The 13173-nt window shown below is 68.0% G+C and carries 9 protein-coding genes and 1 pseudogene; 5 read left to right on the top strand and 5 right to left on the bottom strand.

Annotated elements, in window-relative coordinates; genetic code table 11:
• Both AU194_RS22280 and AU194_RS22275 read right to left on the bottom strand, forming a co-directional pair.
• Positions 1–995: esterase family protein (locus AU194_RS22280; RefSeq protein ID WP_059091448.1), on the bottom strand; the 995-nt coding region annotated here is incomplete at its 3' end.
• A gap of 99 nt (positions 996–1094) precedes the next feature.
• A complete protein-coding gene (locus tag AU194_RS22275) occupies positions 1095–2450 on the bottom strand; it encodes a hypothetical protein (RefSeq protein WP_231743535.1) in 1356 nt (451 codons plus the stop codon).
• Positions 2451–2463: 13 nt separating this feature from the next.
• Between AU194_RS22275 and AU194_RS22270 the strand changes: the two are divergent.
• A pseudogene (locus AU194_RS22270) lies at positions 2464–3094 on the top strand (TIGR03619 family F420-dependent LLM class oxidoreductase).
• Positions 3095–3103: 9 nt separating this feature from the next.
• Here the strand turns inward: AU194_RS22270 and AU194_RS22265 are convergent.
• On the bottom strand, positions 3104–4534 hold the full coding sequence (locus AU194_RS22265) for a cytosine permease (protein ID WP_059091442.1): 1431 nt from the start codon (positions 4532–4534) through the stop codon (positions 3104–3106).
• A gap of 141 nt (positions 4535–4675) precedes the next feature.
• Between AU194_RS22265 and AU194_RS22260 the strand changes: the two genes are divergently transcribed.
• Positions 4676–5464: a M15 family metallopeptidase gene (locus tag AU194_RS22260; protein ID WP_059091441.1), complete on the top strand. Its 789-nt coding sequence runs from the start codon at positions 4676–4678 to the stop codon at positions 5462–5464.
• Here AU194_RS22260 and AU194_RS22255 read toward each other — a convergent pair.
• A complete protein-coding gene (locus AU194_RS22255) occupies positions 5461–7083 on the bottom strand; it encodes an alpha/beta hydrolase (RefSeq protein ID WP_059091440.1) in 1623 nt (540 codons plus the stop codon). The two genes, AU194_RS22260 and AU194_RS22255, sit on opposite strands and share 4 nt — an antisense overlap.
• A gap of 184 nt (positions 7084–7267) precedes the next feature.
• Between AU194_RS22255 and AU194_RS22250 the strand changes: the two genes are divergently transcribed.
• Positions 7268–10768, top strand: coding sequence for a hypothetical protein (locus tag AU194_RS22250; protein ID WP_059091439.1), 3501 nt, complete (start codon positions 7268–7270; stop codon positions 10766–10768).
• A 23-nt stretch (positions 10769–10791) separates the two neighbouring features.
• Here the strand turns inward: AU194_RS22250 and AU194_RS22245 are convergent, their stop codons facing one another.
• A complete protein-coding gene (locus tag AU194_RS22245) occupies positions 10792–10980 on the bottom strand; it encodes a hypothetical protein (protein WP_059091438.1) in 189 nt (62 codons plus the stop codon).
• 299 nt (positions 10981–11279) lie between these two features.
• Here AU194_RS22245 and ectA point away from each other — a divergent pair, with 299 nt between their 5' ends.
• Together ectA and ectB are read left to right on the top strand one after the other, a co-directional pair.
• Positions 11280–11849 (top strand): diaminobutyrate acetyltransferase, encoded by a 570-nt coding sequence (ectA, locus tag AU194_RS22240; RefSeq protein WP_059091437.1) that lies wholly within the window; start codon positions 11280–11282, stop codon positions 11847–11849.
• A gap of 20 nt (positions 11850–11869) precedes the next feature.
• Positions 11870–13159 (top strand): diaminobutyrate--2-oxoglutarate transaminase, encoded by a 1290-nt coding sequence (gene ectB, locus AU194_RS22235; protein ID WP_059091436.1) that lies wholly within the window; start codon positions 11870–11872, stop codon positions 13157–13159.
• The last annotated feature ends 14 nt before the right edge of the window (positions 13160–13173 follow it).

Genomic DNA, 13173 nt, shown 5'->3' with positions numbered 1-13173 from the left:
GGGGGGGGTGGGGGGGGGGGGGCGACCCCCCCCCCCAGCACCCGCAGCAGGTCGGGCTTCATCGCCTGCAGCTGCGAGCCCCAGTATCCCCAACTGTGCGTGCCTTTGGGCGGGAAGTTGAACACGGCGTTGTGCCCGCCCGCGGCGAGGTACTTCTGCTGGAATTCCTTGTTCGACGACAGCGTGATGTTCTCCAGGTAGCCGGCGCTGAAATTGCCGCCGAAGTCGTTGCCGGTGTCGAGTTCGGTCATCACCCCGGCGCCGCAGTAGATCCACAGGGCGGTGCCGTTGGCGGCCAGTCGCCTGACGTTGACGGTCGGGTCGTTGCGCTGCCAGGCGATGTCACTGGTCGGACCCCACATCGCGGTGGGGTTGAAGCCGCCCGCATCACGCATCGCGAAGCCGATCAGCGTCGGCCACAGCCCCGCGGACGGGTTGAGGTACCCCGACAGCGAGCTCGCGAAGACGAACTGGGCCGGATACCAGGTCGCGAGGTTGAGCGCCGCGCTGCCCGACATCGACAGTCCGACAACGGCATTGCCGCGCGGATCCTGTCCGCGGTTGGCGGCCAGCCAAGCGGGCAGCTCCTGGGTCAGGAAGGTCTCCCATTTGTAGGTGACCGTGCCCGCGTTGTTCGCGGCGGGTTGATACCAGTCGGCGTAGAAGCTCGACTGTCCGCCGACCGGCATGACGACCGACACCCCGGATTCGTGGAACCATTCGAACGCCGCGGTGTTGATGTCCCAGCCGTTGGCGTCCTCCTGAGCGCGCAGCCCGTCGAGCAGGTAGACCGAATGCGGTCCGCCGCCCTGGAATTGGACGCGGATGTCGCGGCCCATCGCTGGCGACGGCACCGAGAGCGTCTCGATCGGCAACCCGTCGCGCGAGTACGCCGACGCGTTCGGCGCCACACCGACCGACACCGCCAGCGCGGCGGTGAGCAGCGCAGCGCCCACCGTCCTGACCCATCTCCTGCCGCTGAATCGCAAAGTCACCGGTAACCCCACCTCGTCTTCCACATGCGTGACGTCGGGACGCTAACAGCGGGCGGACGGGGCCCCGCGGACGCAGCGCGGGCCTTGATCCGGTCGTTATCAGACCTTGCGGAGATCGTGAGGTTCGGGTTCGACGGTGCCGGTGAGGCCGAGATCGCCCAATGCCTGGACGACCACGTCGCGCAGGGCGTCCTTGGTGTTGTGGCCGCCGGGCCGCCACGCGGCGACGGTGACCGTCACCAGCCCGTTGAGCCGGCACGACCCGAGGAACAGCAGTCCGCCCGACCGGTCGAGGATCGTCGTGGTGATCTTCGGCTCGACGATGCGCGGCGCCATGAACACCGCGTCGGTCCCGTCGGGCCGGTTCACCGCGGGGTCGAGGTCACCGAGGTTCGAGCAGCCGACGGGGGCACCGCGTTCGACGATCATCGACTCCAGTCGGCGCACCAGCACCCGCGGGGTCAGCGGTGTCAGCGGCAGCGGTTCGAGCAGCTGGTTCGGGTTGTCGCGCAGTGCGGCGAACTCCTGTCTCATGGTGGCGCGCAACGGCTTCAGATCCGTGATCACCTGCACCGGATCCGCCTTCATCCGCGCCTCGGTCAGCGCGTTGCCGCGGGTGTCGCCCGCGACCCGCTCGCTGACCGGGTACGACAGCGTCACCTCACCGGCGTCGTCGGTGCGGCCGAGCAGGTATCCGATGCGCGCCGCCAGCCCGGCCAGCAGCGAATTGCTGTTGCCGCCCAACTCTTTCGCGCGCGCATCCCACTGATCGATGCCGACCAGCGCCACCGCGCACGGAGCGACGACGGTACGGTCCTCGCTCGTCACCGTCTGTGCGCGGGCCGAGGACATCGACGACGCCAGATCGTCGCGCTGGGACCGGGCGACGCGGACGGTGGCGGCCACCGCACGGCCCATGTCGGGGATCGCGCGCACCGCCTGTCGGGCGTCCTCAACCATCGCCGCTCTGCGGCCGCGCGTCGACGGCAGCGGGTAGCCGAGGTCGCGCCGCACGCCGGTGGCGGCGTCGGTGACCGCTTCGCAGATCGCCAGCCCGTCGCCGGTGGTGTGCGAGACCACCAGGCTGACCGCGGCCCCGCCGCCGATCAGGGGTTGGACGCCGAGATGCCACTGCGGGCCGTGTTCGGGGTCGATGGGCATGTCGGCGCGTTCATCGGCCCACGTCCACACGTCGTGGCGGGGCCGGTCGGCGGCGGCGACGTCCAGGTCGGCGGGTCCGGTGTCGGCGACCCAGCGGTGCCGGCCGAACGGCAGCGGTGACCGTTCGACGCGGCGGCCCAGCAGACCGTGTCCGAGGTTGCGGTGGAAACGGCGCAGGCCCTCGAGGTCGACGGACCGCTCGTAGACCCAGGTGAACTGGATGAGCGGTCCCCGGCCGAGCGCCCGCAGCCCGAGAAACGATGCCTGGTCGATGTAGGCGAGCGTGTTGTCCACCCACGTCACTCTAATCACGGCCGTATCGGGCACCGCGGCGTTCGGGTCGATCACAGAGCGGGTCGAGGGGCTCGGCTACCGCCACATCCTGGCCTACGACCACGTCGTCGGCGCCGACCCCGAGGTGCACCGGGACAGGGCCGGGCCCTACGACGTGCACACCACCTTCCACGAGCCGCTGGTCATGTTCGGCTACCTGGCGGGTGTCACCCGGGCGGTCGAACTGGTCACCGGGGTGATCATCCTGCCGCAGCGGCAGACCGCGCTGGTGGCCAAACAGGCCGCCGAGGTCGACCTGCTCAGCGGCGGGCGGTTGCGGTTCGGTGTTGGCGTGGGGTGGAACCCGGTCGAATACGAGGCGCTCGGTGAGGATTTCACGAACCGCGGTAAGCGCTCGGACGAGCAGATCGACCTGCTCCGGCAGCTCCGGACCCATTCCACCGTGACGTTCGAGGGCGACTTCCACCGGGTGACCGGTGCGGGGCTGGCGCGGCGACGACGACGCCACGGTCTCGGCACTCCAGGCGTGGGACGCCGCCGGCGCCTCACACGCGTCGGTGAACACGATGGGCGCCGGACTGCGCACCGTCGACGAGCACCTCGCGGTGCTCACCCACCTCGCCGAGGCGCTGCGCATCGCCTGAGGCGCGCTGTCATTTGGCCGGTTGCCTGCCCCGGATCGTCTCGAGCACGAGATAAGTTGTCGCCGCGGCGGTTCCGCCGGCCAACCAGGACAGGTCGACACCGCCGAGCGCACTGGCGATCGGGCCCTGCAGCAGCGGGATCATGCCGTACATGAACAGCCAGGTGAACACGATGCCGATGGCCAGCGACACCAACGCCGTCGGCCGCACCAACGGCACCAGACCCGCGCTGGCCGGGGCCACGAGCGCCTCGGCGTCGACCTCTCTGCGGGCGACGTAGAACCAGTGCACGAGCATCACCGCCGCCCACGGCGACAACCACCCGACGATGCCGACCAGCCAGGCGTCGATGGTGGCGGCGAAGTCCCCGTTGAGGACGAACAGCACGACGATCACCATCGCGACCGCGCCGATGACCAGGTTGAGCACCCGGCGGTCGACGCGGATGTCGAGCGCCTGCGTGGACACCGCGCAGGTGTAGATGTTGAGGATGTTGGTGGCCAGCGGGCCGTGCACAACCAGCAGTAGCACCGGGATCGCGAGGGCGCCGTAGGCGTCGACGATGATCTCGCCCGGATCGGTCGAGGTGCTCAGCGTCGCCAACGTCGCGCCGAGCGCGCCCAACCACAGCACCGGGAGGAACTGTCCGAGCGCGCTGGTGAGGAAGAGTTTGTACGACGGCACCGAGGTGGACACGAACCGCGAGTAATCACCGGCGTAACCGAACCAGGTGATACCCCAACCGATCCCGATCGCGGTCATGACCGCGCTCAGCGCCGCGATGTGCTGACCCGTGGTGAGCGACGGGTCGCCGGCGTAACCCCAGTCGACGTCGAGTCCGATCCACGCGACGCCGGTCATGGCGACCAGCACGGCGATCGTGGGCGGGACCGTCCAGCGTTCGAACGCCGTGATCACGCGGTAGCCGAACCAGGCGATCACCACCTGGATGACCATGATGACCGCGGCGACGGCGATGCGGGGCCCGACCGCGGCGTTGTCCGGGTCGACGAGGCCGATGCGGCCGAGCAGCGCCATGACGAGGTCGAGCACGATCCACGTGTTGACCGCGCACCAGCCCATACACACCAGGGCCTGCACGGCCGCCGGTACGTAGCCGCCGCGGCGGCCGAACACCGCGCGGGCGAGCACCATCCCGGTCAGACCGGTGCGCTGCCCGATCACGACGAACAGCCCGAACAGCGACATCCCGATCAGGTTGCCCACGGCCAGCACGGCGATGGTCTCCCACATGCCGAGCCCCATCGAGACGCCGAGCGCACCGAGCACCCAGTTGATCGGCGCGATGTTGGCACCCGCCCAGATCCAGAACTGCCCGCGCACGTCGGTGGTGCGCGCGGACTCGGGGATCACGGAGAGTTCGGATTCGAACTTCTCGGCGATTTCGGGCAGGTGCTCGCCGGCGGCGACAGCGGACATGCGGTTCCTGTTCTTCGGAGGTGATCCGCGCCGTTGCGGTGCCAGCCTCGAGCGGTGTGGTCGACGATCTGGGAGTTAGTTGTACATCGCCGATTCACTTTCCGCTCACCATCGGGCGAGACGTAGTGGTGCAATGAGGGGATGCCGGACGTCTCGCGCCTCATGCCCGCAGCCCTTCTCGCCGCCGCCATCGTGACGGCTCCGGTCGCCGCCGCACAACCCGAACCGACGGCTCCGGCGAATTTCGTGGCGTTGAACGAGGTGGACCCCACGATCCTGTCCGACATCCGCTACGTCACCCCACACAACTTCACCGGCGACCCCGTCGACGGGTACCTCGCGCCGCTGTGCCTGATCACCCGGCCCGCGGCCGAGGCGCTGCAGCGCGCGCAGCGGGAGTTCGTCGAGCAGGGGTACTCCTTGAAGGTCTACGACTGTTACCGGCCGCAGCGTGCGGTGAACGACTTCGTCGCGTGGGCGAAGGATGTGCCGGATCAGCGGATGAAGGCCGGGTTCTATCCGCGGGTCGACAAGTCGCAGCTGTTCGCCGACGGGTACATCGCCGAACAGTCCGGGCACAGCCGCGGCAGCACTGTCGACCTCACCCTCGTCGCGCTGCCCGCGCGTGCGGAGGCGTCGTACGTGCCGGGACAGCCGCTGGTGGACTGCGCCGCCCCGGTCGCGCAACGCTTCGGTGACAACACGATCGACATGGGCACGGGGTACGACTGCTTCGACACGCTGGCACACACGCTCGATCCGCGGGTGCAGGGTGAGCAGCTCGAGAACCGGCTGTTGTTGAAGGAGGGTCTCGAGCGGCAGGGCTTCGAGAACTACGAGAACGAGTGGTGGCACTACACGTTCCAGCCGGAGACCTACCCGGACACCTACTTCGACTTCCCGGTCGACGGGTCCTCGGTCGCGGGTTAGGCCACCCGCAGCAGCAGGCTGCGGGTGGGCTGCCAGAGTGACGGCGGGATGACCGACGGACGGGTGGTCGCGACGGGCACGCCCAGCACTGTGGCCGTCGCCCTGCCCTTCGGTGTCGGGATGCCGACCCGCGAGCCGGGCGGCCCATAGGTGCCGGCGCAATCGTCGCCGACGCAGGTGCCGGTCTCCGCGTCGATGCGGCCCGCGAACATGTCGTTGACCCAGCCGGCCATCAAAAGCTGTGCGGCACCGGGATTCTGGGGTTTCGGAATGCCGGCGACCAGGTAGGCGGAGAGCTGGATGATCGGGTTCCCGCCGATCATGGCATCCATGTGCACGCCGTCGACGAGTTCGACGCCGTGGAACTTGCCCGCGCGTCCGGCGTCCAGGGCCTGGGTGATGTTGCTGGTGGAGTTGAGGTAGTTGGTCGGCGCGTGGAGTTCGAGGAACGGGACGTAATCGCCGGTGGCGTCGAGCGCCTCGAGCGAGTTGCGCACGATGTCGTCGCGGGGCGGGACACCGTCGAGTGAGATGACCCCGGCGAGGTGGTTCTCCTCGCCGCGGGTGGTGACGAATCGGGCGTAGTGGCCGGACACCCCGGCGACGAGTCCGCCGCCGAGCGAGTGGCCGACCAGGATGAACGCGCTGGGCAGGACGGCGTCGGCACCGTAGCGGGTGGTGACTCCGGCGGCGGCCGCGCTGTCGTTGAGCGCCTCCCGGTCGCCGGTGAACAGTTCGGCGACGGCCTGGTACATGGGGTCGCCTCCGAGCCAGAACCCGTCAGGCCGGAAAGGATTCGAGGTCAGGGTCGGCGCGACGACCACGCTGTTGGTGCGTTCGGCGAGGTACGCCGCGGTGTGGCTGTACATCGTGCCGTTGGCGAGGAACCCGTGCTGCAGGTAGATGATTCGCGTCGGGGCTTCGTCGGTGTCGGGGAAGTACCAGTCCGCGCTCACGCGGCGGCCGTCGATCTCGAGGATCGAGGTGCGCACGGTGACGGTGCTGCCGGGCGGGAGTTGGGGTGGGCCGGTGAAGACCTTGGTGACGGTGCCGAGGACGTCGAAGACGACGGAGCCGAAGGCCTTGAAGACCGGGGGCAGCTGGTCGAGGTACGGGAACGGTGACGGCAGCGGCGTCGGCAGTTTCGGTACCGACAGCGTAGGACCGGCGAGTTCGGTTGTCGGCGCGACGGATTCGCGGCGGCTCACTGCCGCGACCGCGACGGTGTCCTCGGCAGGGAGGGCCTCCTCCTCCTTGATGACATCGACGGGTTCGTTCTCGACCGGTCCCTCGTCAACCGGTTCCTTGTCGACTGGTTCTTCGACGGGCTCTTCCTCGGGTTCTTCCTCCGGCTCCTCCTCTTCCTCGCCCAGTTCTTCGTCGGCGGGCTTCTCGTCGGCCTCGGCCTCGTCGGTGTCGGCGTCGAGGGTGCCGGCATCGGCGTCGGCGTCACCTCCGGTGTCCGCAGTCGGTCCGGGGTCGGTCTGCTCGGAACGAGTGGGCTCCGACGGGCCGGTGTCATCGGATTCCGCGGCGGCAGACCCGGCGCCGGCCAGTGCCGCCGCCGAGACACCCGCGGCGACCACGCCGACCCCCAACCACATCGGCACGCGTTCCATCGCCGCCCCCTGTCCACGAGTTTGCCGAAGCGGATCGTGACACAGTTCGACACGGGCCGAGGGTGGTTTCGCGGGTTGCTCCCGCGGTCGCAGACGGAAACAGGTAGTCGACTACTCGTGCGTTTCGCCGTCGGGGATCCGACCGTGGTGCACAGCCTCGTCCCTGCCCACTGAGGAGACCGACATGCCCGCACCCACCGTCGCGACCGGATTCACCAACGTCACGTCCATTGCGTACTCGGCGGCCCGAGAAGTCGCCGTCGTCGGCGAACGAAGCGGCCGGCTCACATTGCTCGATCTGCTTCGGCCGGTCCCCGACGGCTACGAGCACCGCGTCATCGGCGAGGGATACCACGACATCAACCACCTCACCTACGACGATGCGACCGACCGCCTGCTGATCACCGACGGAGACGGCACCTGGGTCGCGCGGCTGGCCCGTGCCGACCGCACCGACGCCACCCCGTTCGCGCAATCCCCCGACGATGTCCGCGCCGTCGGGGCGAATCACATCGCGGGAGTGCCTGTCCTCGTCGTGCTCGACGGAACGCCGTCGCCGCATCTCGACTCCTACAACCTGGGCGCCAATCCGGGCGGCACCGTGACCTCGCTGCTGAAGTCGCTCGACGGGGCCACCGATGCCGCCGTCGCGGATGCCACGTCGGCGTTCCTGCTCACCTCGACGCCGGCCGGTCCGGTGCTCCAACTCGCCGACTGGGCGAACGGCACCGCCAGTCAGATGTCCTCGGGCACACTTCCGTTCGGCGGGCACGTCGCCGCGCTCGACAGCGACTGGGCGCTGGTCGTCTCCAAAAACGGATCGTTCGTGTGCGTTCGCCGAGACGGCACCCTGCGGCGCCCGGCGTCGGCGGGCGCAGGAGCACCGGTCACGGCCGTCGCCGTGACGCCACGCGGACAGGTGTTGATGACGACGGCGGACTCGGTGCTCGAGGATGCGCTGCCGACGGGAATTCGGGAACGCGTTCTGCTGACCATGGACCCGAACCCCTTGTTCATCGGCGGCTACGCACCCGTGCGGATCGACGTCACCGGCAGTGGACTGGCACTCGAGGAGATCACGCTGAGCGTCGACGACGCCGCGATGGGCGCGGTGTCGCCGTCCCGGGACGAGACATTCGACTCCGACCACCCGCACCTGCTGCTCACCGCCGGCTGGAAACCCGGTATCGGCGAGATCGTGGCCCGGGAGACGGCCACCGGAATTGTCGTCGGCCGCACCGCCTTTGAGATCGAGCCCACCTGGCACGACCTCGACGTGGGCCCGAGCTTCTGCGTCACCGGAAAGGTGCACAGCCCCGTGGTCAAACCCGCATGGGGCGGTGGTGAAGCCGGCGTGCAGAACATCGACATGTTCAAGGCGCCCGCCAAGTGGCGGGTCGCGATCGTCCTGGTCGACACCACGACGAACCTCTATCCGACCGCGGCGGCCGCGCTCAACCCGATCCGCACCCAGTGGTTCGACCACTTCACCGGCGGGGTCACCTCCGGCGGTGTGACCCGTTCCGTCGCAGGCTATTTCGCCGAGGTGTCATACGGCAAGTTCAGCATGGAGCTCGTCGGCAACACCGTCGCAGGCCCGATCCACGCTGCCGGCAGCTGGGACGACCTCTTCGAGGTGGAGACCGTCCCCGATCCGGCCAACCCGGGCGCCACACTGCCGCGCCGGTGGAACCCGAAACCGGATGCCTGGAAGACCATGGTCTCGACGCTGGAACAGGCCAACGAGGCGGCCAAGAAAGTGGGCAATCCGCCGATCGTCGATTTCGCCAAGACCGACGCTGTCGCCTTCGTCGTGCGGACCGTGAACAATCCGACCGGCGCGAACCCGCCCACCTCGAGCAGCATCGGCCGGTTCGTGTGGCCGCAGCAGACGACGATGACGGTGAAGCTCAACGGCAAGGACGCCACCCTGCCGATGTTGATGATGCCGGAGAACTGGACGGCGATCGACGGCAGGCAGATCTACGAGACGTTGGCCCATGAACTCGGACACACACTGCAACTCCCCGATCTGTACCTCTACCCGTGGATGAACCAGGGGTTGGTCCAGCGGGAACTCGGCGAGTGGGACCTGATGTGCAACGACGGCGGTCTGCCGCAGCTGAGTCTGCCTTCCCGGATGGCGCTCGGCTGGGTGCCCGCCAAGGAGGTCAAGGCGTACAACTTCGCCGCGAACAACGGACAGCCGGTGGTCGAGACCATCACGCTGCAAGCGCTCGAAGCGAAGACCATCCCCGCGAACAGCATTCGCGGTGCCGAGATCCGGCTGGCGCCCGGCCGCAACTACTACCTCGAATTCCGTAGCCGCCAGGGCATGTCCATCGGCGATGCGAATCTGCCCATGGGTCCGGTGGTGGTCGGTACGGACGTGGTGTCGCCGAAGGGTGCGCAGAACCTGGACAGCCGGGTCATGACGATGCGCCTGGAGGACGATCCCGATGCCGTCGACGACACCGACGGCCGCAGGACCCAGGGTGCCTTCCTGACCGTGGACAAGAACTACAAGGAGAAGGATTTCACCGACGGCGCCCCGAAAGATTTCATCGTCACCACCAAGGCGATCCGACCCGACAGCGCCGACATCGAGATCCGGTACGACTCCAGCGCCCGGCCGGAACTGTCCATCCGCACCTGGCCCAACGGTGACCATCAGTGGCAGAGCCCGGACATCGAGGTGCGAAACGCCAAGAGCGATGCGGATTCCCGCTGGCTCAACGTGCCGTGGGCCGGAAACCCGAACCGGGTCATCGCGAAGGTCAGGAATCGGGGCGCGCTTCCCGCCAAGGACGTGCGGGCCTCCTTCTCCGCTCTGGACTTCACGACCAACGGCGGCAAACAGCCACCCGCACAGCCCATGGGGTCGTCGGCGCCCGTCACGATCCCCGCGAATTCGACCTCCGAGCTCACCGTCGACTGGGTGCCGCCCGCGCAGGGTCACTACTGCATCACCGTCGACATCCCGCTGTACGAGGAGCCCGGCTCCCCCGAGCTCCACGAGAGCAGTGACCGGGACAACTTCGCCCAGAGCAACTACACGAAGTTCTGGTCGGAGACCGCGTCGCCGTCCACCCGTAAGCACTTCACGGTGAAGCTGGAGAACCCGACCAGCAAATCCGCGGTGGTCTTCCCCCTGGTCAAGCAGACGATGCCGTACTACCGCACCTATCTGGAGCACAGCTGGCTGCGGCTCGGCCCGAAGCAGAGCGCCGACCTGCTGGTGATGACCGAGTCGCTGGACGGGGACCCGAAGTTCGCCGCCGACATCAACAAGGAACTGCTCTGGGAGACACCGAACATGCTGGAGATCTCCGGTTGGGTCAACGGCGTCTGCCGAGCGCAGTGCACCGGCGGCGCCGCGGTACAGGTCAATTCGGGCCGCACCACCGAGATCCGGGAAATCGGCTTCAACGCCGAACCCGGGGTGACGGGCCGGGTCCTGCTGCCCAACGGCTCGCCGGTCACGCGCGGCGTCGTGCTCGCCACCGCGCGGTACCCCGGAGAGCCGCCGCACAACCAGATCGCCGCCCACGACGAGGTCACCAACAGCGGCCACTTCTTCGTCTACTTCCCGGGCCTCGAGCGAGGGATGGAAGTGTCACTGAACTACCTGGGCGACTTCTCGTACGCACCGAGTGAAGCCGGACCGGTCGAGGTCGACTTCTGAGACCGGCTCAGGGGCAGCAGGTTTCACCACGCCAGGCCTCCCGGCCCTCCTTGACCGCAGCGGTGGCGATCACCAATGCGGCCACCGGCGACAACCGCCACGACGACGTTGTAGGAGATCGTCGCCGCGACCAGCCACCGGATCCGCCGCGCCAGCAGCGCGCGCCGGTGCGGTGTCAGCGTCCGGTCGGCGGCCATCAGCAGCAGGCGCACCCGGCACCGTCGGGCCCGGCGCAGCAGCAGTCCGGGTCGACGGCTGGCGGTATGGGCCGGCAGTACATCCGAATCTGTACAAACGCTGTGTAACGATTCGGTAACGATGACGTCACACAGAGAAGTCCCCGCTTTCCGTACATCGCCACTGGCCAGCGCGCCAGATCAGCGGGCGCCGACCCCCGTGAGAGCGCCTCGGCGCGCTTGATTTCGTTTCGTTCGGCGTCTTAACGTCAGGCTGCCGATGACCTGAAACTGACGAAACTCGACGACTTGTTCGGCGGTGAACAACCCGATACATGCATGCCAACGAAATAGTGACCAAACCGTGGACTCACGGTCCTAACGACATTGTCCGGCAACGGAATTCATGGGAGCGCTACCTGCGCCGACCAAACCGTGCCGATGTGATCGCGATGCACCGACTGGTGGCCTCGACCCGGGTGCTGGACGTGAACTCCACATACGCCTACATGCTGATGGCCACGGACTTCGCGGACACCACCATCGTCGCCGACCGCGACGGTGACCTGCGCGGCCTGATCACGGCCTATCACCCACCCACCCGACCCGAGGTCCTGTTCGTCTGGCAGGTCGCGGTCGCCGAATCGGCCCGCGGCACCGGACTGGCCGGGACCATGCTCGACGCGCTGGTACAGCGGGTACGAGACGACCGGCACGGGCACCCGATCACGGTGGAAACCACCGTGGCACCAGGCAACGCCGCGTCCCGCGCACTGTTCAACGCGTTCGCCCGGCGCCATCGCGTGCGGCTGACCGAGCACGAGCACTTCTCCGCGGCACATCTCGATCCCGACGCCGCACACGACGACGAGCCGCTCCTCCGAATCGGCCCCATCGCTGATTGACCCCTCTACCGAAAGGAACCATGTCGACCGTCGCGGAACCGACCACCACTCCTGATTTCGAACTGCCCGACGTGTATTCCACCGTCGAATCCGAGGTGCGCAGCTACTGCCGTGGCTGGCCCACCGTCATGGCGCAGGCCTCGGGCTCCTGGCTGACCGACACCTCCGGCCGGCGCTACCTCGACTTCTTCGCCGGCGCAGGCGCATTGAACTACGGGCACAACAACCCCGCACTCAAGCAACCGCTCATCGAGTACCTGACCGGGGACATGATCGTGCACTCGCTCGACATGGCCACCGCCGCGAAAAGCGATTTCCTGCAGACGTTCCAGGATCTCGTGCTCCAGCCGCGCGGACTGGACTACAAGGTGCAGTTCCCCGGCCCGACGGGCGCCAACGCCGTGGAGGCGGCGCTGAAGCTCGCCAGGAAGGTGACCGGCCGTGAGGCGATCATCAACTTCACCAATGCTTTTCACGGTATGACGTTGGGTGCGCTGTCGGTGACGGGCAACTCGATGAAGCGCGCGGGCGCGGGTATCCCCCTCGTCCACACCACGCCGATGCCCTACGACAACTACTTCGGCGGCGTCACCGAGGACTTCCACTGGTTCGAGCGGGTGCTCGACGACAGTGGCAGCGGGTTCAACCGGCCCGCCGCGGTCATCGTCGAAACGGTTCAGGGTGAGGGCGGGCTGAACGTGGCTCGCGCCGAATGGCTTCGGGCACTCGCTGAGCTGTGCCGCCGCCGCGACATCCTGCTCATCGTCGACGACGTCCAGATGGGTTGCGGGCGCACCGGCGCGTTCTTCAGCTTCGAGGAAGCCGGCATCGTGCCCGACATCGTGACGCTGTCGAAGTCGATCAGCGGCTACGGCCTGCCGCTGGCACTGACCCTGTTCCGCAGGGACCTCGACGTGTGGGCACCGGGCGAGCACAACGGCACCTTCCGCGGCCATAACCCCGCGTTCGTCACGGCGACCGCGGCATTGCGTAACTACTGGCGCGACAACAACTTCACCGAGCAGACGCTGGCCAAGGGCGCCCTGCTGCGTGAGCGCCTCGAGGCCATCGCGGCCCAGCACGACGGTGTCGGCGCGCGTGGACGCGGCATGGCCCAGGGCCTGAAGTTCGCCGACGCCGACAAGGCGAGCGAGGTGTGCCGGGCGGCGTTCGAGCGCGGTGTGCTGATGGAGACCAGTGGGCCCGCCGATGAAGTGGTGAAACTGCTTCCGCCGCTGACCACTTCGGTGTCCGACCTCGAGTCCGGTATCGACGTGCTCGCCGAAGCCGTCGCCGTGTCGCTGGCCTGAATTCAACCCCAAGA

The organism is Mycobacterium sp. GA-2829, assembly GCF_001499965.1.
In the GTDB taxonomy this organism is placed as follows: Bacteria; Actinomycetota; Actinomycetes; order Mycobacteriales; family Mycobacteriaceae; genus Mycobacterium.
Note: the sequence above shows the minus strand (reverse complement) of the source record. Positions and strands in the feature narration are given on the sequence as shown.